A 20,175-nucleotide genomic window follows, 5' to 3' on the forward strand; every position below is an offset into this window, starting at 1 on the left:
CACCTCCTAGATATTGTACATAGCATCGAAAATAGCCGCGCTCTGAATATTGATTTTGACATTCAAGGTCTGGCCAAAGGCTTCAAACTCATTTCTTAGTTGAGTAAAATCATGTTTTTCATCACTGGATACTACAGCCATCATGGTAAAGAACTCATCCAAGACAGTTTGTGAAATATCATCAATATTTAATCCTAATTCAGCAATCTTAGTCGCAACACCTGCAACAATACCACCCTTATCTTTTCCAACAACAGTTATAATAGCTTTCATATTGGTCCTCCATCTTCGAAATCATAGAAAAATAACCATATCTAAATTTTTCTTTTTTCTCAGTATAGCACATTTACTTCAAAAAAACTAAAAAACGCCTGCTTACGAAATTGTTCTTAAAAGAAAAACAATTTCGTAAACAAGCGTCTACCCTACCATCTTATGATGAGTGTTCCCGCTAGGACAAAAGTCCTAGCGGTAGACCAGAGCTAGACTAAGAGCACGAGGCTCCATCATCATAACACTCAACAAAATTGATGATTTTATACTAATTCGATGATCGCCATTGGCGCTGCATCACCACGACGTGGTTCAGTTTTAAGGATACGAGTGTATCCACCGTTACGGTCTGCGTAACGAGGTGCGATTTCTGAGAACAATTTTTGAAGTGCTGTAGTAGAAGTGTACTTATCAGTTACTTCATCATAGTTTTCAGATGCGATTTCATTACGTACGAAAGCAGCAGCTTGACGACGTGCATGCAAATCACCACGTTTACCTAGAGTAATCATTTTTTCAACAGTTTTACGGATTTCTTTAGCACGAGCTTCAGTTGTCACGATTGATTCGTTGATCAAAAGGTCAGTTGTCAAATCGCGAAGCATTGCTTTACGTTGTGAGCTAGTGCGTCCTAGTTTACGGTAAGCCATGTATTCCTCCTTTATTTATCTTTTAATCCAAGACCCAAATCAATGAGTTTGAGTTTCACTTCTTCCAAACTCTTGCGTCCAAGATTTCTTACTTTCATCATCTCTGCTTCAGATTTTTCTGTCAAATCATGCACAGTATTGATACCAGCACGTTTCAAACAGTTATATGAGCGTACAGACAAGTCAAGTTCCTCAATCGTACGTTCCAAAATACGGTCGTCCGATTCAGTATCAGCTTCTTTCATCACTTCTGCAGATTTAGCAATCTCTGTAAGATTTGTAAACAAATCAAGATGTTCTGTCAAAATACGTGCTGAAAGCCCTAAAGCATCTTCTGGAATAATAGTTCCATTTGTCAAGATTTCAAGGGTTAATTTGTCGAAACCATCATTGCTTCCTACACGAGCAGGTTCAACTTGATAGTTAACTTTTGTAACTGGTGTATAAATAGAATCTACAGCAAGTGTTCCAACTGGGGCATTATCTTTTTTATTTTCATCTGCAGGTACATAACCACGACCAGTGTTTACAGTCATAGTTGCTTTAAATGAAGCACCTTCTCCGATTGTGAAAAGATAATGATCTGGATTTACGATTTCAATATCACTATCAGTTAAAATATCTCCGGCTGTCACTTCAGCAGGACCTTCAACATCAAGTTCAATAGTCTTTTCGTCTTTTACATATGATTTAACTGCAATACCTTTAATGTTCAGAATGATTTGCATCACGTCTTCGCGAACACCAGGAATTGTATCAAATTCATGTAATACTCCATCGATATCGATAGATGTAACAGCTGCTCCTGGAAGAGAAGCAAGAAGTACACGACGAAGAGAGTTACCAAGTGTTGTACCGTATCCACGTTCTAGTGGTTCGATTACAAACTTGCCATAATCTTTATTTTCATCAATTTTTGTTATATTTGGTTTTTCAAACTCGATCATTTAGTTACTCCCTCTTAAACGAAAAGCAGTGTAAAGGTAATGATTATACACGGCGACGTTTTGGAGGACGAGCACCATTGTGTGGCACTGGAGTCACATCACGAATTGCTGTTACTTCAAGACCAGCGGCAGCAAGAGCACGAATAGCTGACTCACGACCAGAACCTGGACCTTTTACAGTAACTTCAACTGATTTAAGACCGTGTTCTTGTGCAGATTTAGCAGCAGCTTCTGAAGCCATTTGAGCAGCAAATGGTGTAGATTTACGAGAACCTTTGAAACCAAGAGCACCAGCTGATGACCAAGCGATTGCATTACCATGCACATCAGTAATCATAACAATAGTGTTATTAAATGTAGCGTGAATATGAGCAATACCAGATTCGATATTCTTTTTCACACGACGTTTACGTGTTGGTTTAGCCAAGACTTTTACCTCCTATATTATTTTTTCTTACCAGCAATCGCAACAGCTTTACCTTTACGAGTGCGAGCGTTGTTTTTAGTGTTTTGTCCACGGACAGGAAGTCCACGACGGTGACGGATACCACGGTATGAACCGATTTCCATCAAACGTTTGATGTTCAAGTTCACTTCACGACGAAGGTCACCTTCAACTTTAATTGCATCCACTTCACGACGGATAGCATCTTCTTGATCTGATGTAAGGTCACGAACACGAATATCTTCTGAAACTCCAGCAGCTGCCAAAATCTTTTGAGATGTTGCAAGTCCGATACCATAGACATAAGTCAATGAGATAACTACGCGTTTGTCATTTGGAATATCAACTCCAGCAATACGAGCCATGTTTTCTCCTTTCTATCTTATCCTTGACGTTGTTTGTGTTTTGGATTTGCTGGGCAAATTACCATAACACGACCATTACGACGAATTACTTTACAGTATTCGCAAATTGGTTTGACCGATGGTCTTACTTTCATTTCTTATCCCTCCAAGTTTTTCGATTATTTAAAGCGGTAAGTGATACGTCCACGTGTCAAGTCATATGGACTCATTTCAACAGTAACACGATCTCCCGCTAAAATACGAATATAGTTTTTACGAATTTTACCAGAAACTGTTGCTAAAATCTGATGTCCATTTTCAAGTTCAACCGTAAACATTGCATTCGGCATCGTATCGACTACTTTGCCTTCAACTTCAATCACATCGTCTTTTGCCACGCAAAAGTACCTCCCTAAATTTCGATTTGATGCCTCTAGACACAGAGACAACAATTATAAGTCAGACTAACTCAGTATAACATTTGTCAAGACATTTTGCAAGCCTGAAAAACGCTTTTATTTCAAATTTGTCAATACCTTTTCGATATCTTTAAAGACATCATTGATATCTTGGTTGCCTTCGATATCATGTACTAGACCTTTAGCACGATAGTGAGCAATGATTGGTTCACCTTGAGCAATATTGACATCCAAACGACGTTTTACTGTCTCAGGTTTATCATCTTCACGTTGGTAGTAATCTTCCTCTTTGTAATCAACTGGTGGGTTGAATACTTTATGGAAAGTTTCGCCAGTTTCACGGTGAATGATACGACCACTCAAACGTTCAAGTAGGCAAGATGGATCTACTTCGATGTTGATAACACCTTCAAGTTTAATTCCAAGTTCAGCCAATGTTTTATCTAAGGCATGAGCTTGCTCAATTGTACGTGGGTAGCCATCCAACAAGAAACCAGTTTCTTTAATATCATCTTGAGAAAGACGTTCTTTAACAATTCCATTTGTAACTTCATCTGGAACCAATTCGCCTTTATCGATATAAGACTTAGCTAGTACACCCATTTCAGTTTGGTTAGCCATTGCTGCACGGAACATGTCTCCTGTTGAGATGTGGGCAACGTGAAACTGTTCAACAATTTTCGCTGCTTGTGTCCCTTTACCTGCACCAGGTAAACCCATAATCAAAAGATTCATGATTCAAACTCCTTTTTTGTATTTAAATAGAAGCAAAAATTCATTTCAACTCCTATTTAAAAACAAAATAGAAGAGAGGAGATAAAAATCTGACAATGTCTTTGATTTTTACACTCCACTCTCTGAGCAATAGTGAATTTTATTTTCTATTACAATTATTCTGTTGTATCTAAGAAACCAACATACTTACGTTTCAATAGATAACCTTCCAATTGTTTAATTCCTTCGATACCTGTAGAGATAATGATTAACAAGCTTGTTCCCCCAAAAGCGACAACTTCTGAAAGACCAAATAAATCTTTAGCTACAATAGGTAGGATAGAAATCACACCTAGGAAGATAGATCCGACTGTTGCGAGACGACGAAGAAGTTTTGACATATATTCTTCTGTCCCTTTACCAGGACGGACACCATGGATATAAGCTCCACTCTTTTGTAAATTTTCTGCTGCTTTCTCTGGATTGATCTGTACAAATGTATAGAAGAATGTAAAGAGAATGATCAACAGAGCATACAAAGCAACACCTGTCGGAGTTGAAGTAGACACCAACTCTTGAGCTGTTTTAACCCACTCCCAATCAAGACCAGACGCACTTACAAATTGTAAGATTGCAGCTGGTGCTGCTGTAATGGAGCTAGCAAAGATAACAGGAATAACCCCAGCAGGGTTAATTTTCAAAGGAAGATAGGAACTTGATGGCGCACCTTGAGCTACCTTTGTATACTGAATTGGAATCTTATATTTAGCTTGTTCAACGTAAGTTGTAAAGTAAACAATCAACAAAACAGCGATGATTAAAATAGCGACAAAAATGAGAGACGATGTCATACGATCACTTGGTACATTGACAAAGTAATCCACATAAATGCCCTTAATCATGTCAGGAATTGAAGCAACAATCCCTGCAAAGATAATCATGGAAACACCATTCCCATACCCTTTATCTGTAATTTGCTCTCCTAACCAGGTTACAATCATGCTACCTGCTGTGAGGATTGCCCCAATCACAAGAAAGACCTGTGGTGTAAGTGGAACAGTCAAAAGCTTAGCTCCAGACAGAGCGTTAAAACCTGCAGTTATACCGACTGATTGCACAAACGCAAGCACTAATGCAATATATCGAGTTGCTTGATTTAACTTTCTACGGCCAACTTCCCCTTGTTTACCCCACTCTACAAATTTTGGCAATAAGTCCATTTGTAAGAGCTGGACAACGATTGAAGCTGTGATGTACGGACTAACTCCAAGTGCAAAAACCGAAAAGTTTTTCATGGCATTACCTGACACCAAGCTCAACATATTCAAGAAAGATAGCCCACTCAAAGCGTTCAAACTATTTGCATTTACCCATGGTACAGTGATACTAGTACCAATACGAAAAACAAATACGATGAAAATTGTAAATAAAATTTTCGATCGAACTTGTTTAACCTTGAGAGCTTCTTTTAATAATTTAAAAAACATAGGTCACCCCTCTTAGATGACTTCTACAGAACCACCTTTAGCAGTGATAGCTTCCTCAGCAGATTTTGAGAATTTAGCTGCTTTCACAGTTAATTTCTTAGTCAACTCACCGTTACCAAGAATTTTAATACCTGATTTTTCAGCTTTAACAATTCCTGATTCTACAAGTACCACTGGAGTTACTTCAGCACCGTCATCAAAGGCGTTTAATTGATCAAGGTTTACAATAGCATATTCTTTAGCGTTGATGTTTGTAAATCCACGTTTTGGAAGACGACGGAACAATGGAGTTTGTCCACCTTCAAAACCAAGACGTACACCGCCACCGCTACGCGCTTTTTGACCTTTTTGACCACGACCAGATGTTTTACCATTACCTGATGAAGTACCACGACCAACACGGTTACGAGTTTTACGAGAACCTTCTGCAGGTTTCAATTCATGAAGTTTCATTTATATTTCTCCTCTTTGTGTAAAATGCTAGCGCCGATAAGAAAGAAAAGGTTGTCTCTCTTATCAACTCGCCTATACGTTTGTCATCTAAAATGACTATATCTAGTTTTAGGGGATGAGTAGATGCACATCCCCTAAAATTTTATTAGTTTACTTCTTCAACTGTTACCAAGTGAGATACTGCAGTGATCATACCACGGATAGCAGCGTTATCTTCTTTAATAACAGAGCTGTTCAATTTGCCAAGTCCAAGTGCTACAACAGTTTTACGTTGTGATGGAATGCGTCCGATTGGAGACTTAGTCAAAGTAATTTTAATTTGAGCCATTTTATCCCCTTTCTTATGCCAAATCAGAAACTGAAATACCACGAAGGGCAGCAACTTCTTCAGCGCGTTTCAATTGTTTCAAACCTTCAACAGTTGCACGAACAATGTTGATTGGAGTGTTAGAACCAAGTGATTTAGATGTAATATCTGCCACACCTGCCAATTCCACAACGGCACGAACTGCACCACCTGCGGCAACTCCAGAACCTTCTACAGCTGGTTTCAACAATACTTTAGCTCCACCGAATTCTGAAAGAACTTCATGTGGGATTGTTGTTCCAACCATAGGAACTTCGATCAAGTTTTTCTTAGCATCTTCTACTGCTTTGCGGATTGCTTCTGGAACTTCTTGAGCTTTACCAGTACCAAATCCTACACGACCATTGCGGTCACCAACAACTACAAGAGCTGCGAAACGAAGACGACGTCCACCTTTAACAACTTTTGTAACACGGTTAACAGCAACTACGCGTTCTTCAAGTTCTACTGCATTGTCTTTAAATGCCATTTTCTAGTGTCCTCCTATTAGAATTTCAATCCGTTTTCACGAGCTGCATCAGCCAAAGCTTTCACACGTCCGTGATATAGATATCCACCGCGGTCGAACACCACTTCTGAAATACCTTTAGCACTTGCACGTTCTGCAACGAGTTTACCGACAGCAACGGCTTGTTCAGTTTTAGTTCCTTTTGAAACTTCTTTGTCAAGAGTTGAGGCACTTGCGAGCGTTACACCCGCTACGTCATCAATCACTTGAGCGTAGATGCCTGTATTAGAACGGAATACGTTCAAACGTGGGCGATCAGCAGTTCCAGAGAGTTTTCCGCGAACGCGACGGTGGCGTTTTTGGCGGAGTTTGTTTTTATCTGGTTTAGAAATCACAGTTTTCACCTCTTTAATTTTAAATCGTGTGCTATGCACAAAGTTGGTAATGAGGTTGGTGGTTGAAAATCAACCACTCAACATTATTTACCAGTTTTACCTTCTTTAAGACGAACATATTCGCCAACGTAACGGATACCTTTACCTTTGTATGGCTCTGGTGAACGAAGGCTACGTACGTAAGCAGCTGTTTGACCAACTTTTTCTTTTGAAATTCCGCTGATAACGATAGTCGTTGGGTTTGGAAGTTCAAAAGTAATTCCTTCTGGAGCTTCAACTTCGTCTGGATGTGATTTACCAACAGCCAAAACAAGTTTGTTTCCTTGAAGTTGAGCACGGTAACCAACCCCACGCATTTCAAGTTCTTTCTTGAATCCTTCTGAAACACCAATAACCATGTTGTTCAAAAGTGCACGAGTAGTTCCGTGGATAGTTTTCATTTCTTTTGAATCGTTTGGACGGTGAAGAGTTACTTCAGTACCTTCCACACGGATTTCAATATCTTTTGAGAACTCACGAGTAAGTTCTCCTTTAGGTCCTTTTACAGTTACAACGTTGTCATTGTTAGTGAGTTCAACACCAGCAGGCAACACGATAACTTTATTACCAATACGTGACATGTTTTTATTCTCCTGTTAAATTGTCAGGCCATAAAGGCCAGTTTTCACGGGGTTAAATCGATTTCTCGATTTAAAGGAATATTTAGGTTTTGATTTCAAAGTGAATCGAGGCATTGTCTCGCAGGCATAACTTTGGGTTAGGCAAGAGACGATAACGAAGAGTCACAAAGAAATTGGGAGCTAAATATTACCAAACGTAAGCTATAACTTCCCCACCGACGTTCTTTTGGCGAGCTTCTTTATCAGTAAGCAAACCTTCAGAAGTTGAAAGGATAGCAATTCCAAGACCGTTAAGTACTTTTGGAAGATCTTCACGTTTTTTGTAGACACGAAGTCCTGGTTTAGAAACACGTTTCAAGTTAGTGATAACTCGTTCACCGTTTGCTCCGTATTTAAGGAATACACGGATGATGCCTTGTTTGTCATCTTCGATGATTTCTACGTTCTTAACAAAACCTTCGCGTTTAAGGATTTCAGCAATCCCTTTTTTGATGTTTGATGCAGGTACTTCAAGTACTTCGTGTTTTGCTTGGTTAGCGTTACGAATACGAGTTAGGAAGTCTGCGATTGGGTCAGTCATAACCATTTTATTTTTCTCCTCTTACTAGTAGTTTGCAAGTTGCACTTGCTAGTTAATGTTTGAGCTAGGCTCAGAAAGTTTTGATACTTGCAAATGAGAGCATACTCATTTGAACACGAGCTACAACCTGGGCAAAAAAGATAGATTTGTCTTGGAGCATCGCTCCTGCACCAAATCTCCTATTTTTACTGGGGTTGTTACGCTCTTTGTATCATGATATTACCAAGATGCTTTTGTTACACCAGGGATTTGACCTTTATATGCCAATTCACGGAAGCAAACACGGCAAAGTTTAAACTTGCGGTAAACTGAGTGTGGACGTCCACAACGTTCACAGCGAGTGTATGCTTGAGTAGAGAACTTCGCTGGGCGTTTGTTCTTAGCAATCATAGATTTTTTAGCCATTAGTTATACCTCCTATATTATTTTGCAAAAGGCATTCCAAGGCCTGTAAGCAATGCACGTGACTCTTCGTCAGTGTTAGCAGTAGTTACGATAACGATGTCAAGACCGCGAGTTTTGTCAACGTCATCAAAGTTGATTTCTGGGAAAATCAATTGCTCTTTCACACCAAGTGTGTAGTTTCCGCGTCCGTCAAATGATTTTGTTGGAACACCGTGGAAGTCACGTACACGTGGAAGTGATACTGAAACCAATTTATCCAAGAATTCGTACATACGTTCACCACGAAGGGTAACTTTTGCACCGATCGCAACACCTTCACGAAGACGGAAGCCGGCGATTGATTTTTTAGCTTTAGTGATAAGTGGTTTTTGACCTGAGATAAGCGCCAATTCTTCAGCAGCTTTTTCAAGGCTTTTAGCGTTTGATACAGCTTCACCAACACCCATGTTCAAAACGATCTTATCCACTTTAGGAACAGCCATCACTGATGAGTAGTTAAATTGTTCTGTCAATGCAGGAACTACTTCATTAAGATATTTTTCTTTTAAACGATTTGCCATTATACTTCTCCTTTCCTTCGTGATTAATCAAGCACTTCGCCTGATTTTTTGTTGTAGCGAACTTTTTTACCGTCTACAAATTTGTAACCAACACGACCAGCTACACCATTTTTGTCTAAAACTTGAACGTTTGATACGTGGATAGCTGCTTCTTTTTCGATGATACCACCTTGAGGAAGCTCGTTAGTTGGACGTTGGTGTTTCTTAACGATGTTAACACCTTCAACGATAACTTTGTTTACTTTTGGAAGGGCAGTAAGGACAACAGCTTCTGTTCCCTTATCTTTACCAGCGATTACGCGAACTTTGTCGCCTTTTTTTACAAACATTTTTTTCTCCTTTTATTCTTACGCCCAATGGGCACCCTGGCTAAGCCAGGGGACTGTGTTTGTTTGTTTTTGCTCTGTAAAAATTAAAGCAATCCTTCGTCAGTTTCAACTCACCTAACTTAAGTTATGCTTTCGTCTTACTTCCTAGACTTGTTTTAATTTTATTTGAGCAATCAATTAAAGTACTTCTGGAGCAAGTGACACGATCTTCATGAAGCCACCTTCACGCAATTCACGTGCAACTGGGCCAAAGATACGTGTTCCGCGAGGAGTTTTGTCGTCACGGATGATAACTGCTGCGTTTTCGTCAAATTTGATGTATGAACCATCAGCACGACGAGCACCTGATTTAGTACGAACGATAACTGCTTTAACAACGTCACCTTTTTTAACCGCACCACCAGGAGTAGCTTGTTTTACAGATGCCACAATAACATCACCGATGTTTGCAAATTTACGTCCTGAACCACCAAGAACTTTGATAGTCAAGATTTCGCGAGCACCGCTGTTGTCTGCGACTTTCAAACGAGTTTCTGTTTGAATCATTTCAGTTTTCTCCTTTCAGGTTTGATTAGATGATGACCGCTTCTTCAACAACTTCTACAAGACGGAAACGTTTTGTAGCTGAAAGCGGGCGAGTTTCCATGATACGTACGATATCGCCTTCTTTGGCAACATTGTTTTCATCATGTGCTTTGTATTTTTTAGAGTAGTTAATACGTTTACCATAGACTGGGTGGTTACGTTTTGTTTCAACTACAACTGTGATTGTCTTGTCCATTTTGTCAGATACAACACGTCCAACAAGAACTTTACGATTATTGCGTTCCATTGAAATTTCTCCTTCCCTAGTCTATTATTTCGCTTCAGATTGAACTGTTTTGATACGAGCGATTTGTTTTTTAACTTCTTTCAAGCGAGCTGTTTGTTCTAATTGACCAGTAGCAGCTTGGAAACGAAGTTCGAACAATTCTTTTTTCAATTCGTTTTCGCGCTTCGCGAGTTCTTCTTGAGAAAGACCACGAAGTTCTTTAACAAATTCTTTTACTTCATTAAGTTTCATGCCTTCTCCTTATTCTGCTTCACGTTTTACGAATTTACATTTAACTGGCAATTTGTGGCTTGCAAGACGAAGCGCTTCGCGAGCAACTTCTTCAGATACACCAGCAACTTCAAACATTACTTTACCACGTTTAACTGGTGCTACCCAACCTTCAGGCGCCCCTTTACCAGATCCCATACGAACCCCGATAGCTTTAGCTGTGTAAGATTTGTGTGGGAAGATTTTAATCCAAACTTTACCACCACGTTTCATGTAACGAGTCATGGCGATACGAGCAGCTTCGATTTGGCGGTTAGTGATCCAGTGGCTAGTTGTAGCTTGAAGACCGTATTCACCGAATGCTACTTCTTTCCCACCTTTAGCTTCACCGCGCATTTTACCACGGAATTCACGACGGTGTTTAACACGTTTAGGTACTAACATTGGTTATTTACCTCCTTTAGTGTTTTTACGAGCTGGAAGAACTTCACCACGGTAGATCCATACTTTAACACCAAGTTTACCGTATGTAGTATCTGCTTCTTCCCAAGCGTAATCGATATCTGCGCGAAGTGTGTGAAGCGGAACTGTTCCTTCAGAGTATCCTTCAGCACGGGCAATATCTGCACCGTTCAAACGACCTGATACTTGAGTTTTAATTCCTTTAGCTCCAGCACGCATAGCACGTTGGATTGCTTGTTTTTGTGCACGACGGAAAGCAACACGTTGCTCCAATTGACGAGCAATTCCTTCACCAACAAGGTGAGCATCCAAATCAGGTTGTTTGATTTCGATGATGTTGATGTGTACTTGTTTACCAGTCAATTTGTTAAGTTTTGCACGGAGTGCATCAACGTTAGCACCACCTTTACCGATAACCATACCTGGTTTAGCAGTGTGAAGTGAAACGTTAACTTTGTTTACTGCGCGTTCGATTTCAATAGTTGAAACGGCTGCGTCAGCTAGTTCTTTTTGAACGAATTTACGGATTGCAAGATCTTCATGAAGGTAATCCGCGTATTCTTTTTCAGCATACCATTTGGCATCCCAATCACGGATGATGCCGACACGCATACCAATTGGATGTACTTTTTGACCCACGATTTTACCTCCTTATTTTTCTGCAACAGCTACAGTGATGTGAGCTGTACGTTTGTTGATTGGTGAAGCTGAACCTTTCGCACGTGGACGGAAACGTTTCATAGTTGGTCCTTCGTTTGCGAATGCTTCAGATACTACCAAGTTAGCTTTATCCAAACCAAAGTTGTTTTCAGCGTTAGCTACAGCTGAGTTCAAAACTTTCAAGATGATTTCAGCAGCTTTGTTTGGAGTGAATGTCAAAATTGCGATTGCATCGGCTACGCTTTTACCACGGATGTTGTCAAGAACAAGACGTGATTTACGAGGTGAAACACGTACTGTGCGAGCCATTGCTTTAGCTGAAGTAATTTCTGCCATTTATGTTCTCCTTATTTTCTACGTGTCTTCTTGTCGTCTGCGGCGTGACCTTTGTAAGTACGAGTTGGTGCAAATTCACCAAGCTTGTGACCTACCATGTCTTCTTGGATGTAAACAGGTACGTGTTTACGTCCATCATAAACTGCGATAGTGTAACCAATGAAACTTGGGAAGATCGTTGAACGACGTGACCAAGTTTTGATAACTTTTTTCTTTTCGTCGTTAGCTTGAGCTTCAACTTTTTTCATCAAATGCTCATCGACGAAAGGTCCTTTTTTAAGACTGCGTCCCATTTTTATATTTTCTCCTTTAAATGTTGTACCACAGCGGCTTGCGCTCTCAACGAGCGCTACCGAGCTGGCGGATTATCTAGCGCTTAAGCGACTAGTTTTAAATTATTTCTCGTTGCGACGACGAACGATAAGTTTGTCAGATTTCGCTTTCTTGTTACGAGTTTTAAGACCAAGAGCAGGTTTGCCCCATGGAGTTGATGGTGCTTTACGACCAACTGGTGCTTTACCTTCACCACCACCGTGTGGGTGATCGTTAGGGTTCATTACAGAACCACGAACTGTTGGGCGGATACCTTTCCAACGGCTACGTCCTGCTTTACCAAGGTTTACAAGTCCATGTTGTTCGTTTCCGACAACACCAACTGTTGCACGACAAGTTCCAAGAATCATACGAACTTCTCCTGATTGAAGACGAACAAGAACGTATTTACCTTCTTGACCCAATACTTGAGCAGAAGCTCCAGCAGCACGTACCAATTCTCCACCACGACCTGGTTTCAATTCGATGTTGTGGATCAAAGTACCAACTGGAATGTTAGCAAGTGGAAGAGCGTTTCCGACTTTGATATCTGCTTCTGGACCTGAAACGATACGTTGACCTACTTCAAGACCTTTTGGAGCGATGATGTATGCTTTCACACCGTCAGTGTAGTGTACAAGAGCGATGTTTGCAGAACGGTTTGGATCGTACTCGATAGTTTTAACAACTGCTTCAACGTTGTCTTTGTTACGTTTAAAGTCAACCAAACGGTAGAAACGTTTGTGTCCACCACCTTGGTGACGAACTGTGATACGACCGTTGTTGTTACGACCAGCCTTGCTCTTCAATGCAACAAGCAATGATTTTTCAGGAGTGCTTGTTGTGATTTCAGCGAAATCCAAAGAAGTCATATTACGGCGACCGTTTGTTGTTGGTTTATAAACACGAATTCCCACGATATTTCCTCCTTAGATTATTCAGCTTCAGCTGCAAACAACTCGATTGCTTTTGAATCAGCTGTAAGAGTGATGATAGCTTTTTTAGTTTTGTTAGTAAAACCAGTGTAACGTCCAACACGTTTAGCTTTAGGTTTTACGTTGATTGTGTTAACATTTGCAACTTTAACACCTTCGAAAGCAGCTTCAACAGCTTGCTTGATCAAAAGTTTGTGTGCACGAGTGTCAACTTCAAATACATATTTGCCTGCTTCAAGTTGAGCCATTGAGCTTTCAGTGATAACAGGTTTTTTGATAACATCATACAAATTCATTATGCAAGAACCTCCTCGATTTTAGAGATAGCTGCTTGAGTAACAAGAAGTTTGTCACTATTTGCGATGTCAAGAACACTTGCAGTTGTAGCAGTCGCAACTTTCACGTTTGGAAGGTTACGAGCTGAGAGAGCTGCGAATTCGTTTCCTTCTTCAAGAATAACAAGGACTTTAGAATCGATGCTCAAAGCTGCAAGAACTTTTGCAAATTCAGCAGTTTTTGGAGCTGTAAATTCAAGAGAATCAACGGCTACAAATTTGTTTTCAGCAACTTTCTCTGAGTAAACAGATTTAAGCGCAAGGCGACGAACTTTTTGAGGAAGTTTGTACGCATAGCTACGTGGAGTTGGTCCGAAGACGATTCCACCACCACGCCATTGTGGAGAGCGGATAGAACCTTGACGAGCACGTCCAGTTCCTTTTTGACGCCATGGTTTGCGTCCGCCACCTGAAACAGCTGAGCGGTTTTTAACTGCGTGAGTTCCTTGACGAAGGCTAGCACGTTGGCTGATGATCACATCAAACACAACAGATTGGTTTGGTTCGATACCAAAGATTGCATCGTTAAGAACAACTTCGCCCGCTTGTTTACCAGTTTGGTCGAATAATGTTACATTTGCCATTTTGACTGTATTCCCCTTTCCTTATTATTTACCAGCTTTAACTGCTGACTTGATAGTGATAAGAGATTTCTTAGCACCTGGTACGTTACCTTTGATAAGGATAACGTTCTTTTCTGGAACAACTTGTACAACTTCAAGGTTTTGAATTGTTACGCGGTCGCCACCCATACGTCCTGCAAGGTTTTTACCTTTGAATACGCGGTTAGGTGCAACAGGTCCCATAGAACCTGGACGACGGTGGTAACGAGAACCGTGAGCCATAGGTCCACGTGATTGTCCGTGGCGTTTGATAACACCTTGGAAACCTTTACCTTTAGATGTACCAGTTACATCAACAATGTCTCCAGCTGCGAAAGTTTCAACTGTGATTTCAGCACCAACTTCCAAGCCTTCAACGTTTTTGAATTCACGAATGAAGCGCTTAGGAGCCGTGTTAGCTTTTGCTACATGTCCTTTAGCAGGTTTGTTGCTCAATACTTCGCGTTTGTCATCGAAACCAACTTGGATAGCGTTGTAACCATCTGCTTCAACAGTTTTAACTTGAAGAACAACGTTTGGAGTTGCTTCGATAACTGTTACAGGGATCAATTCGCCAGCTTCAGTGAAGATTTGAGTCATTCCCACTTTTTTCCCTAAGATTCCTTTTGTCATGAGAAAATAGTTCCTTTTCTATATTTTTTATTCAAAAAGTTTTTAACGAGCGTTTTTTATGCTCAAGGTTTCAAACTTTAGATTAAAGTTTGATTTCTACGTTTACACCACTTGGAAGATCCAATTTCATCAAAGCGTCAACTGTTTTTTGAGTTGGGTTGATGATATCGATTAAACGTTTGTGTGTACGCATTTCGAATTGTTCGCGAGAATCTTTATATTTGTGAGTCGCACGAATGATTGTGTAGAGGCTACGCTCAGTTGGAAGTGGGATTGGACCTGCAACTTCTGCACCTGTACGAGTAGCTGATTCTACGATTTTAGCAGCCGCTGTGTCAAGCGTACGGTGTTCGTAAGCTTTCAAACGGATACGGATTTTTTTGTTTGCCATCTTTTTCTCCTTTTCGTCTATTTAAGATAATAGGCTAGCTCCACAAGAAAACCGACGCGCGTTGCGTGGCAATGCAACCGAGCGTGTCGCAACCTCTTGCATCAAAGCTAAGACTGTAATTTACAGCACCATAATAGAATAACACAAAGCCCCTGCGATTGCAAGGGATTTGACAGGATTTTTTTAATTTTTCGAATGAAACTGTTTTCTTATCGCTCCTTATCTCAAAAAAGCATAAATGAAGAGCAAATTTTTATTTTTTCTTCTATATATTATTCATAATATTCGTTTTGATCTGAAATTTATCATTTGATTGATTTATCAAGATATCCGCTTTTGACTCGGTTTCTTTATAGTATTGCAGATACTGTTCTCGTCTCATTTGCTGACTAGCCAATATAAAGGATGCATCGCCATTTCTCACAGTCGTATCTCGAGCTAGACGCCTTTTTAATTCTGTTTCTTCGTCCACGTAGAAGCAGATGGTTTTGTCAAAGAGTTCCTTGGGTAGAAAACCCACAGACATCCCTTCAACAATCAGAATCGGTTTTGCTCCCGATAAGACCTCACTAGCCTTCCAAGGTTCATCTATTGTTAAGACATCCATACCCGCCTGTAAGGCTAGGATGTCTCTCCGCAAACTTGCCAGTTCATGCGCCACTGGCAGACAGGCTGTCACCTTTTGATCAGGTGCTTGCTTTGGTACTACCAGGTGACGTTCTGAGGTGATATAGGGATCTGTTTCTAGCAAATTTACTGTAGTAGAATCTAGGGCTTGATATAATTCCTGAGCAAAAGTTGATTTCCCTGAAGCTCCATGGCCGTAGATACCCAGCGTTTTTACTTTTCCAGACTCTATTTCTGATACTAGTCTTTCTATTAAGTCTTTTTCCTTCATTCTCTCTTCACCTGTTCATAGCTTTGCTTCCCATCATTAAGCTTGTCCCAAATAACTACTTTTCCACTTTCCAGAGATTTTTGCACATCGATAATTCGTTGATTGGAAGAGCCGCGGAACTGAAGCATGAGATTTCTCTTGCTTTTATCATACCGTCCATCAACCAAGATATCAATCATAGATAAAAGTTCGAGTTTGTCAGGAGTCTCTAACATCATTTCTTCCCATGTGTATCCCGTCCAAGACCAGATATCTTTTTCTGGCAATTCTTTCCGTATACGTTTCACGAGAGGCAAGAGAATTCCTGTATTTAGGAAGGGTTCTCCTCCTAATAAAGTCAAGCCTTGAACATAGGGTTGGGCTAGGTCTGCTATGATTTGCTCTTCCAACTCTGGGGTATAAGGTATGCCTGCATTAAAGGACCAAGTCGCTACGTTGTAACAGCCCTCACAGTGAAACATACAGCCTGCTACGTAAAGGGAGTTGCGCACCCCTTCTCCATCCACAAAGTTAAAAGCCTTATAGTCAATGATACGCCCCTTACTAAGCTCCTCACTTTTCCACTCGCCTGGTTTTGGTGTATTCCAAGTCATCCTTCTACTCCAAATCTATCCAGTAGCGCTGACTTCTATCTATTGTATTTTCGTAAACACCACCAGCGGAGAGAATTGTGCGGCGGCTGGCTTTGTTGTCTTCATCGCAGGTAATCAGCACTCGTTCCAATCCTTGCTTTCGAGCCTCTGCTAGTCCTAATCTCAACTGCTCCTTCCCATATCCTTTGCCTCGTTGACTGGGACGGATAGAATAGCCAATATGACCGCCTTCCACAAATAATTTGTCATTCAAGGACAAGCGCAGGGCTAAAAATCCCAAAGGCAAGCCAGTCTCATCAAAGGATAAAAATTTGATTGCAGGAACCCAGCCTACTGGCAGGTTGGCAGCATCCTCCTGCTGCTCTACAATCTTTAAACAATCCTCATAATCCTTTGCTCGCTTCCAAGCGGAGCCCATGCCACCGTGCATATAGGATTTTGCTGCATCGAACTCCGCAATCATCTCTAATATCGCTTCTTTATCTTCCAAAGTTGGTCGTCTTAGCTCCATGTTTCCTCCTTAATCGACATCAATCCAATAGCGCTCCGTTCCGTTTCGAACATCCTCCAACTCCCCACCATTAGCTAAGATAACGGCTCGGCTTGCTTGATTTTCTGTGCTACAAGTCAGCAGTGCTCGTTTAATATTCTTTCCCTTAGCAACTTGCAAACCTTGTCGGAGGGATTCTTTGGCGTAGCCCTTACCTCTTTCAGACGGGCGGATGGAATAGCCAATATGGCCCCCATTTTCTAGTAAGTAGTCATTTAATCGGAGACGAAGGTTGAGAAAGCCAAGAGCCTGGTCTGCTACGTCAAAACTAACCAGCTGGATAGCAGGAACCCAGTTTTCAGGAATATCGAGTCCCGCTTCCGCTTGAAGATTTTCTTCTAGCCACTCTTCATAAACAAAATTCTCAGCATCCCAAAATCCGCCATCGTGGGCTGATTGAGTCTGTTCAAACTCTGCCATCATCTCTAAAACTGTTTCTTTATCTGCCAATCTTGGTCTGCGTAGTTCCATATTCCCCTCCCTGCTATAAGAAAAGTGAGAGGGAACTCTCACTTTTTCTTATTTTTGTTTAAAAATTGTTCTCTAAGGCTAGCCACTCGGTCTTTTTTATTACTTCCACCTTTTGAATGTTTCTCGTGGAATCGTTGAACCAAGGCCTTGCCTTTATCATCTAATTGATATTTTCCCATGCTATCTCTTTCTAATTTCTTACTTCATGTCCTGCCGTTTTAATAGTAGAACCGTTCATGTGTTTGACACGCGCAGCAATTTCCTTATGACGTCCATTAACCATCGGACGTGCTTGAGGATTCCCTAAATAACCACAAGTTCGTTTAACAACATCTACTGTTTTAGGATCATTATTACCACAGTTGGGACAAGCAAATCCTCTCTCAGTAGGTTCAAAATCTCCTTCAAAATCACACTTGTAACAGCGGTCAATCGGAGTATTGGTTCCGAGATAACCTACACGATCATAAGCATAGTCCCAAACAGCTTCCAAGGCCTTTGGATTTTGTTGGAGAACTGGATACTCACAGTAGTGGATAAATCCACCTGATGCACCCGCTTCTGGATAAACCTTCTCAAAATCTAGTTTTTCAAAAGGAGTTGGATTTTTACGCACATCATAATGGAAGGAATTTGTGTAGTATTCTTTATCAGTAATATCTGGAATAGAGCCGAATTTCTCCGTATCCAAGCGACAGAAGCGGTCTGTCAAACTTTCAGACGGCGTTGAATAGATAGAGAAATGGTAACCATATTGGTCAGACCATTCTTCTACTCGACGTTTCATATCGCGAATAATATCAAGGGTGAACTCTTTGGCTTCTGGATTATTTTCCCAATGATTACCAAAGAAGACTGTCGCTACCTCGTACAAGCCAATATAGCCCAGAGAGATAGTCGCACGACGATTCTTAAAGAGTTGATCAACACTTTCTTCTTTTCCAAGACGACGTCCGAAGGCCCCATATTGATAAAGAATTGGTGCATTAGCTGGAGTGGCTTCCTTGGTTCTTTCCACACGGTAAACCAAAGCATCTTCCGCGATATTCATACGCTCATTGAAGATTTCCCAGAACTTGTTCATGTCTCCTTCGGACTCAAGAGCGATACGAGGAAGATTGACTGTCACAACTCCTAGGTTCATACGGCCCGAATTGACTTCTACTCCATTTTCATCCTTCCATCCTTGAAGGAATGAACGGCATCCCATCGGAACTTTGAAAGAACCAGTCAACTCGACAATCTTATCATAAGACAAGACATCCGGGTACATGCGCTTAGTTGCACACTCAAGAGCCAACTGCTTGATGTCGTAGTTAGGTGAGCCTTCCTCTAAGTTAAGACCTCTTTTTAGCGTAAAGATGAGTTTAGGGAAGATGGCTGTACGGTGTTCTGAACCAAGCCCCTTGATACGAATATTCAGGATTGCCTTTTGAATTTCACGTTCAAAACGACTGGTTCCTAGACCGAAACCAAGAGAGGTAAATGGCGTTTGCCCATTTGATGTAAAGAGGGTATTAATCTCGTACTCTAGAGATTGCATGGCATCGTAGATGTCTTTTTGGGTTTTCTTCCAGGCATATTCTTGGCGCTTGTCAGGCAGAACCCATTCCTCCGCATCCTTGAGGTGCTTTTGGTAATTTTTCTCTGCATAAGGAGCCAAAACTTCATCAATACGGTCTGCTGAACAGCCTCCATACTGACTTGATGCAACATTGGCGATGATTTGTGAAATCTGTGCTGTCGCAGTTTGGATAGACTTGGGACTCTCTACCTCAGCATTCCCAATCTTAAAACCATTTTCCAACATGCCCTTGAAATCAATCAAACAGCAGTTGGTCATAGGGGTATAGGGACTGTAGTCCAAATCATGATAGTGGATATCCCCTTTTTGATGGGCATTAGCCACATGTTTAGGAAGCATTTGAAGTCCGATGGATTTCCCAACAATCCCTGCTGTCAAATCACGCTGGGTATTAAAAACATCACTATCCTTATTGGCATTTTCATTGACAACCGCCTGATCTTTATTGAGAAGTTTATGAATACTAAAGTTGATATCTGTCGCTTTTGAGCGCTCAAAATCCCTCTGAGTCCGATAGGTGATATACTCCTCAGCCAAGGCGTATTCTTTTGCTTCCAACAACTCGTGTTCTACGATATTTTGGATTTCATAGATTTTTACACCTTGTGGGAAACGGCTATGAATTTCTTCAACGATACGTTCAACTAGGGTACTAAGTCGCTTTTCGACTAAAGGGGTTACATCCATAACTTTTTCAGCAGCCTTATGAAGCGCTTTGTCAATCTTGTCTACATCAAAAATTACACGTCTGCCGTCACGCTTTTCAACGAATAAAGTCGGATCAGGGACAGCCTTCTCTTCCAATACAATCATATCCATACCCTTTTCTTAAATATAATATTGATTCTAAAAAGTATTATATCACTAAAAAAATAAAAATCAATATCTTGTGTTAAAAAATAAAATTTTTTTAAAATTACACAAGATATTGATA

Annotated in this window: 36 protein-coding genes; all 36 read right to left on the reverse strand. The window is 40.7% G+C overall.

Going from position 1 to position 20,175, the window contains the following annotated elements; genetic code table 11:
• Nucleotides 1-6: 6 nt before the first annotated feature.
• The gene (locus QM923_RS07815; RefSeq protein WP_006149010.1) at nt 7-273 is read right to left on the reverse strand and encodes an ACT domain-containing protein; all 267 of its coding nucleotides are present in this window, start codon (nt 271-273) and stop codon (nt 7-9) included.
• Nucleotides 274-536: 263 nt separating this feature from the next.
• Nucleotides 537-923, reverse strand: a complete 387-nt coding sequence (gene rplQ / locus QM923_RS07820) for a 50S ribosomal protein L17 (protein WP_414291465.1) — start codon at nt 921-923, stop codon at nt 537-539.
• 11 nt (nt 924-934) lie between these two features.
• Nucleotides 935-1,870, reverse strand: coding sequence for a DNA-directed RNA polymerase subunit alpha (locus QM923_RS07825; protein ID WP_004251121.1), 936 nt, complete (start codon nt 1,868-1,870; stop codon nt 935-937).
• A 43-nt stretch (nt 1,871-1,913) separates the two neighbouring features.
• On the reverse strand, nt 1,914-2,297 hold the full coding sequence (rpsK, locus tag QM923_RS07830; protein WP_001118385.1) for a 30S ribosomal protein S11: 384 nt from the start codon (nt 2,295-2,297) through the stop codon (nt 1,914-1,916).
• Between the two features lie 17 nt (nt 2,298-2,314).
• Nucleotides 2,315-2,680: a 30S ribosomal protein S13 gene (rpsM, locus tag QM923_RS07835; protein ID WP_004251117.1), complete on the reverse strand. Its 366-nt coding sequence runs from the start codon at nt 2,678-2,680 to the stop codon at nt 2,315-2,317.
• Between the two features lie 17 nt (nt 2,681-2,697).
• Nucleotides 2,698-2,814 (reverse strand): 50S ribosomal protein L36, encoded by a 117-nt coding sequence (gene rpmJ, locus QM923_RS07840; RefSeq protein ID WP_001808836.1) that lies wholly within the window; start codon nt 2,812-2,814, stop codon nt 2,698-2,700.
• Nucleotides 2,815-2,838: 24 nt separating this feature from the next.
• Nucleotides 2,839-3,057 carry a translation initiation factor IF-1 gene (gene infA / locus QM923_RS07845; RefSeq protein WP_001029883.1) on the reverse strand — a complete coding sequence of 73 codons (219 nt, stop codon included), beginning with the start codon at nt 3,055-3,057 and terminating at the stop codon, nt 2,839-2,841.
• A 117-nt stretch (nt 3,058-3,174) separates the two neighbouring features.
• On the reverse strand, nt 3,175-3,813 hold the full coding sequence (locus QM923_RS07850) for an adenylate kinase (protein ID WP_004251114.1): 639 nt from the start codon (nt 3,811-3,813) through the stop codon (nt 3,175-3,177).
• A gap of 155 nt (nt 3,814-3,968) precedes the next feature.
• Nucleotides 3,969-5,279: a preprotein translocase subunit SecY gene (gene secY / locus QM923_RS07855; protein ID WP_414291466.1), complete on the reverse strand. Its 1,311-nt coding sequence runs from the start codon at nt 5,277-5,279 to the stop codon at nt 3,969-3,971.
• A gap of 12 nt (nt 5,280-5,291) precedes the next feature.
• Nucleotides 5,292-5,732, reverse strand: a complete 441-nt coding sequence (gene rplO / locus QM923_RS07860; RefSeq protein ID WP_006154715.1) for a 50S ribosomal protein L15 — start codon at nt 5,730-5,732, stop codon at nt 5,292-5,294.
• 145 nt (nt 5,733-5,877) lie between these two features.
• Nucleotides 5,878-6,060 carry a 50S ribosomal protein L30 gene (rpmD, locus tag QM923_RS07865; RefSeq protein WP_000057241.1) on the reverse strand — a complete coding sequence of 61 codons (183 nt, stop codon included), beginning with the start codon at nt 6,058-6,060 and terminating at the stop codon, nt 5,878-5,880.
• Nucleotides 6,061-6,073: 13 nt separating this feature from the next.
• The gene (rpsE, locus tag QM923_RS07870) at nt 6,074-6,568 is read right to left on the reverse strand and encodes a 30S ribosomal protein S5 (protein ID WP_004251100.1); all 495 of its coding nucleotides are present in this window, start codon (nt 6,566-6,568) and stop codon (nt 6,074-6,076) included.
• A gap of 17 nt (nt 6,569-6,585) precedes the next feature.
• On the reverse strand, nt 6,586-6,942 hold the full coding sequence (gene rplR / locus QM923_RS07875; protein ID WP_004251098.1) for a 50S ribosomal protein L18: 357 nt from the start codon (nt 6,940-6,942) through the stop codon (nt 6,586-6,588).
• 83 nt (nt 6,943-7,025) lie between these two features.
• On the reverse strand, nt 7,026-7,562 hold the full coding sequence (gene rplF, locus QM923_RS07880) for a 50S ribosomal protein L6 (protein WP_016466460.1): 537 nt from the start codon (nt 7,560-7,562) through the stop codon (nt 7,026-7,028).
• Between the two features lie 187 nt (nt 7,563-7,749).
• On the reverse strand, nt 7,750-8,148 hold the full coding sequence (gene rpsH / locus QM923_RS07885; protein ID WP_004251095.1) for a 30S ribosomal protein S8: 399 nt from the start codon (nt 8,146-8,148) through the stop codon (nt 7,750-7,752).
• Between the two features lie 213 nt (nt 8,149-8,361).
• The gene (locus tag QM923_RS07890; RefSeq protein ID WP_001085699.1) at nt 8,362-8,547 is read right to left on the reverse strand and encodes a type Z 30S ribosomal protein S14; all 186 of its coding nucleotides are present in this window, start codon (nt 8,545-8,547) and stop codon (nt 8,362-8,364) included.
• Nucleotides 8,548-8,564: 17 nt separating this feature from the next.
• Nucleotides 8,565-9,107 carry a 50S ribosomal protein L5 gene (gene rplE, locus QM923_RS07895; protein ID WP_000013542.1) on the reverse strand — a complete coding sequence of 181 codons (543 nt, stop codon included), beginning with the start codon at nt 9,105-9,107 and terminating at the stop codon, nt 8,565-8,567.
• 23 nt (nt 9,108-9,130) lie between these two features.
• Nucleotides 9,131-9,436 (reverse strand): 50S ribosomal protein L24, encoded by a 306-nt coding sequence (rplX, locus tag QM923_RS07900; RefSeq protein WP_000497691.1) that lies wholly within the window; start codon nt 9,434-9,436, stop codon nt 9,131-9,133.
• A 177-nt stretch (nt 9,437-9,613) separates the two neighbouring features.
• Nucleotides 9,614-9,982: a 50S ribosomal protein L14 gene (gene rplN, locus QM923_RS07905; protein ID WP_002928796.1), complete on the reverse strand. Its 369-nt coding sequence runs from the start codon at nt 9,980-9,982 to the stop codon at nt 9,614-9,616.
• Between the two features lie 25 nt (nt 9,983-10,007).
• A complete protein-coding gene (rpsQ, locus tag QM923_RS07910) occupies nt 10,008-10,268 on the reverse strand; it encodes a 30S ribosomal protein S17 (protein WP_000440801.1) in 261 nt (86 codons plus the stop codon).
• A gap of 24 nt (nt 10,269-10,292) precedes the next feature.
• Complete coding sequence (gene rpmC / locus QM923_RS07915; RefSeq protein WP_000772918.1) at nt 10,293-10,499, reverse strand: 50S ribosomal protein L29; 207 nt, start codon at nt 10,497-10,499, stop codon at nt 10,293-10,295.
• Between the two features lie 9 nt (nt 10,500-10,508).
• Entirely contained in the window at nt 10,509-10,922 is a 414-nt protein-coding gene (rplP, locus tag QM923_RS07920; protein ID WP_002928793.1) for a 50S ribosomal protein L16, read from the reverse strand.
• A 3-nt stretch (nt 10,923-10,925) separates the two neighbouring features.
• Nucleotides 10,926-11,579: a 30S ribosomal protein S3 gene (rpsC, locus tag QM923_RS07925; RefSeq protein ID WP_000529936.1), complete on the reverse strand. Its 654-nt coding sequence runs from the start codon at nt 11,577-11,579 to the stop codon at nt 10,926-10,928.
• A 12-nt stretch (nt 11,580-11,591) separates the two neighbouring features.
• The gene (gene rplV, locus QM923_RS07930; RefSeq protein ID WP_000818137.1) at nt 11,592-11,936 is read right to left on the reverse strand and encodes a 50S ribosomal protein L22; all 345 of its coding nucleotides are present in this window, start codon (nt 11,934-11,936) and stop codon (nt 11,592-11,594) included.
• Between the two features lie 11 nt (nt 11,937-11,947).
• Complete coding sequence (gene rpsS / locus QM923_RS07935; protein WP_000533766.1) at nt 11,948-12,229, reverse strand: 30S ribosomal protein S19; 282 nt, start codon at nt 12,227-12,229, stop codon at nt 11,948-11,950.
• A gap of 102 nt (nt 12,230-12,331) precedes the next feature.
• Nucleotides 12,332-13,165, reverse strand: a complete 834-nt coding sequence (rplB, locus tag QM923_RS07940; protein WP_000512910.1) for a 50S ribosomal protein L2 — start codon at nt 13,163-13,165, stop codon at nt 12,332-12,334.
• Nucleotides 13,166-13,182: 17 nt separating this feature from the next.
• Nucleotides 13,183-13,479 (reverse strand): 50S ribosomal protein L23, encoded by a 297-nt coding sequence (locus QM923_RS07945; RefSeq protein WP_001055347.1) that lies wholly within the window; start codon nt 13,477-13,479, stop codon nt 13,183-13,185.
• Nucleotides 13,479-14,102, reverse strand: a complete 624-nt coding sequence (rplD, locus tag QM923_RS07950) for a 50S ribosomal protein L4 (RefSeq protein WP_000024549.1) — start codon at nt 14,100-14,102, stop codon at nt 13,479-13,481. Before rplD ends, QM923_RS07945 begins: the two co-directional genes overlap by 1 nt.
• Nucleotides 14,103-14,126: 24 nt before the next feature.
• Entirely contained in the window at nt 14,127-14,753 is a 627-nt protein-coding gene (gene rplC / locus QM923_RS07955; RefSeq protein ID WP_414291467.1) for a 50S ribosomal protein L3, read from the reverse strand.
• 82 nt (nt 14,754-14,835) lie between these two features.
• Nucleotides 14,836-15,144 carry a 30S ribosomal protein S10 gene (gene rpsJ, locus QM923_RS07960; RefSeq protein ID WP_001284511.1) on the reverse strand — a complete coding sequence of 103 codons (309 nt, stop codon included), beginning with the start codon at nt 15,142-15,144 and terminating at the stop codon, nt 14,836-14,838.
• 265 nt (nt 15,145-15,409) lie between these two features.
• Nucleotides 15,410-16,042 carry a uridine kinase family protein gene (locus tag QM923_RS07965; protein WP_414291468.1) on the reverse strand — a complete coding sequence of 211 codons (633 nt, stop codon included), beginning with the start codon at nt 16,040-16,042 and terminating at the stop codon, nt 15,410-15,412.
• Nucleotides 16,039-16,635: an anaerobic ribonucleoside-triphosphate reductase activating protein gene (gene nrdG / locus QM923_RS07970; RefSeq protein ID WP_414291469.1), complete on the reverse strand. Its 597-nt coding sequence runs from the start codon at nt 16,633-16,635 to the stop codon at nt 16,039-16,041. The genes QM923_RS07965 and nrdG overlap by 4 nt, the downstream gene beginning before the upstream one ends.
• A gap of 4 nt (nt 16,636-16,639) precedes the next feature.
• Complete coding sequence (locus tag QM923_RS07975; RefSeq protein WP_414291470.1) at nt 16,640-17,146, reverse strand: GNAT family N-acetyltransferase; 507 nt, start codon at nt 17,144-17,146, stop codon at nt 16,640-16,642.
• Between the two features lie 9 nt (nt 17,147-17,155).
• Nucleotides 17,156-17,656, reverse strand: a complete 501-nt coding sequence (locus QM923_RS07980; protein WP_414291471.1) for a GNAT family N-acetyltransferase — start codon at nt 17,654-17,656, stop codon at nt 17,156-17,158.
• A gap of 38 nt (nt 17,657-17,694) precedes the next feature.
• The gene (locus QM923_RS07985) at nt 17,695-17,835 is read right to left on the reverse strand and encodes a hypothetical protein (RefSeq protein ID WP_414291472.1); all 141 of its coding nucleotides are present in this window, start codon (nt 17,833-17,835) and stop codon (nt 17,695-17,697) included.
• An 11-nt stretch (nt 17,836-17,846) separates the two neighbouring features.
• Entirely contained in the window at nt 17,847-20,054 is a 2,208-nt protein-coding gene (gene nrdD / locus QM923_RS07990; RefSeq protein WP_414291548.1) for an anaerobic ribonucleoside-triphosphate reductase, read from the reverse strand.
• Nucleotides 20,055-20,175 lie beyond the last annotated feature (121 nt).

Origin of the sequence: Streptococcus infantis (assembly GCF_047463275.1) — a bacterium.
GTDB classification, from domain to species: domain Bacteria; phylum Bacillota; class Bacilli; order Lactobacillales; family Streptococcaceae; genus Streptococcus; species Streptococcus infantis_AF.

What these genes read in the sequence shown, in the direction of transcription:
- QM923_RS07815 (WP_006149010.1), bottom strand. Translation starts at nt 273, where the DNA reads ATGAAAGCTATTATAACTGTTGTTGGAAAAGATAAGGGTGGTATTGTT.
- rplQ (WP_414291465.1), bottom strand. Translation starts at nt 923, where the DNA reads ATGGCTTACCGTAAACTAGGACGCACTAGCTCACAACGTAAAGCAATG.
- QM923_RS07825 (WP_004251121.1), bottom strand. Translation starts at nt 1,870, where the DNA reads ATGATCGAGTTTGAAAAACCAAATATAACAAAAATTGATGAAAATAAA.
- rpsM (WP_004251117.1), bottom strand. Translation starts at nt 2,680, where the DNA reads ATGGCTCGTATTGCTGGAGTTGATATTCCAAATGACAAACGCGTAGTT.
- rpmJ (WP_001808836.1), bottom strand. Translation starts at nt 2,814, where the DNA reads ATGAAAGTAAGACCATCGGTCAAACCAATTTGCGAATACTGTAAAGTA.
- QM923_RS07850 (WP_004251114.1), bottom strand. Translation starts at nt 3,813, where the DNA reads ATGAATCTTTTGATTATGGGTTTACCTGGTGCAGGTAAAGGGACACAA.
- secY (WP_414291466.1), bottom strand. Translation starts at nt 5,279, where the DNA reads ATGTTTTTTAAATTATTAAAAGAAGCTCTCAAGGTTAAACAAGTTCGA.
- rplO (WP_006154715.1), bottom strand. Translation starts at nt 5,732, where the DNA reads ATGAAACTTCATGAATTGAAACCTGCAGAAGGTTCTCGTAAAACTCGT.
- rpmD (WP_000057241.1), bottom strand. Translation starts at nt 6,060, where the DNA reads ATGGCTCAAATTAAAATTACTTTGACTAAGTCTCCAATCGGACGCATT.
- rpsE (WP_004251100.1), bottom strand. Translation starts at nt 6,568, where the DNA reads ATGGCATTTAAAGACAATGCAGTAGAACTTGAAGAACGCGTAGTTGCT.
- rplF (WP_016466460.1), bottom strand. Translation starts at nt 7,562, where the DNA reads ATGTCACGTATTGGTAATAAAGTTATCGTGTTGCCTGCTGGTGTTGAA.
- rpsH (WP_004251095.1), bottom strand. Translation starts at nt 8,148, where the DNA reads ATGGTTATGACTGACCCAATCGCAGACTTCCTAACTCGTATTCGTAAC.
- QM923_RS07890 (WP_001085699.1), bottom strand. Translation starts at nt 8,547, where the DNA reads ATGGCTAAAAAATCTATGATTGCTAAGAACAAACGCCCAGCGAAGTTC.
- rplE (WP_000013542.1), bottom strand. Translation starts at nt 9,107, where the DNA reads ATGGCAAATCGTTTAAAAGAAAAATATCTTAATGAAGTAGTTCCTGCA.
- rplX (WP_000497691.1), bottom strand. Translation starts at nt 9,436, where the DNA reads ATGTTTGTAAAAAAAGGCGACAAAGTTCGCGTAATCGCTGGTAAAGAT.
- rplN (WP_002928796.1), bottom strand. Translation starts at nt 9,982, where the DNA reads ATGATTCAAACAGAAACTCGTTTGAAAGTCGCAGACAACAGCGGTGCT.
- rpsQ (WP_000440801.1), bottom strand. Translation starts at nt 10,268, where the DNA reads ATGGAACGCAATAATCGTAAAGTTCTTGTTGGACGTGTTGTATCTGAC.
- rpmC (WP_000772918.1), bottom strand. Translation starts at nt 10,499, where the DNA reads ATGAAACTTAATGAAGTAAAAGAATTTGTTAAAGAACTTCGTGGTCTT.
- rplP (WP_002928793.1), bottom strand. Translation starts at nt 10,922, where the DNA reads ATGTTAGTACCTAAACGTGTTAAACACCGTCGTGAATTCCGTGGTAAA.
- rplV (WP_000818137.1), bottom strand. Translation starts at nt 11,936, where the DNA reads ATGGCAGAAATTACTTCAGCTAAAGCAATGGCTCGCACAGTACGTGTT.
- rpsS (WP_000533766.1), bottom strand. Translation starts at nt 12,229, where the DNA reads ATGGGACGCAGTCTTAAAAAAGGACCTTTCGTCGATGAGCATTTGATG.
- QM923_RS07945 (WP_001055347.1), bottom strand. Translation starts at nt 13,479, where the DNA reads ATGAATTTGTATGATGTTATCAAAAAACCTGTTATCACTGAAAGCTCA.
- rplD (WP_000024549.1), bottom strand. Translation starts at nt 14,102, where the DNA reads ATGGCAAATGTAACATTATTCGACCAAACTGGTAAACAAGCGGGCGAA.
- rplC (WP_414291467.1), bottom strand. Translation starts at nt 14,753, where the DNA reads ATGACAAAAGGAATCTTAGGGAAAAAAGTGGGAATGACTCAAATCTTC.
- rpsJ (WP_001284511.1), bottom strand. Translation starts at nt 15,144, where the DNA reads ATGGCAAACAAAAAAATCCGTATCCGTTTGAAAGCTTACGAACACCGT.
- QM923_RS07965 (WP_414291468.1), bottom strand. Translation starts at nt 16,042, where the DNA reads ATGAAGGAAAAAGACTTAATAGAAAGACTAGTATCAGAAATAGAGTCT.
- nrdG (WP_414291469.1), bottom strand. Translation starts at nt 16,635, where the DNA reads ATGACTTGGAATACACCAAAACCAGGCGAGTGGAAAAGTGAGGAGCTT.
- QM923_RS07975 (WP_414291470.1), bottom strand. Translation starts at nt 17,146, where the DNA reads ATGGAGCTAAGACGACCAACTTTGGAAGATAAAGAAGCGATATTAGAG.
- QM923_RS07980 (WP_414291471.1), bottom strand. Translation starts at nt 17,656, where the DNA reads ATGGAACTACGCAGACCAAGATTGGCAGATAAAGAAACAGTTTTAGAG.
- QM923_RS07985 (WP_414291472.1), bottom strand. Translation starts at nt 17,835, where the DNA reads ATGGGAAAATATCAATTAGATGATAAAGGCAAGGCCTTGGTTCAACGA.
- nrdD (WP_414291548.1), bottom strand. Translation starts at nt 20,054, where the DNA reads ATGATTGTATTGGAAGAGAAGGCTGTCCCTGATCCGACTTTATTCGTT.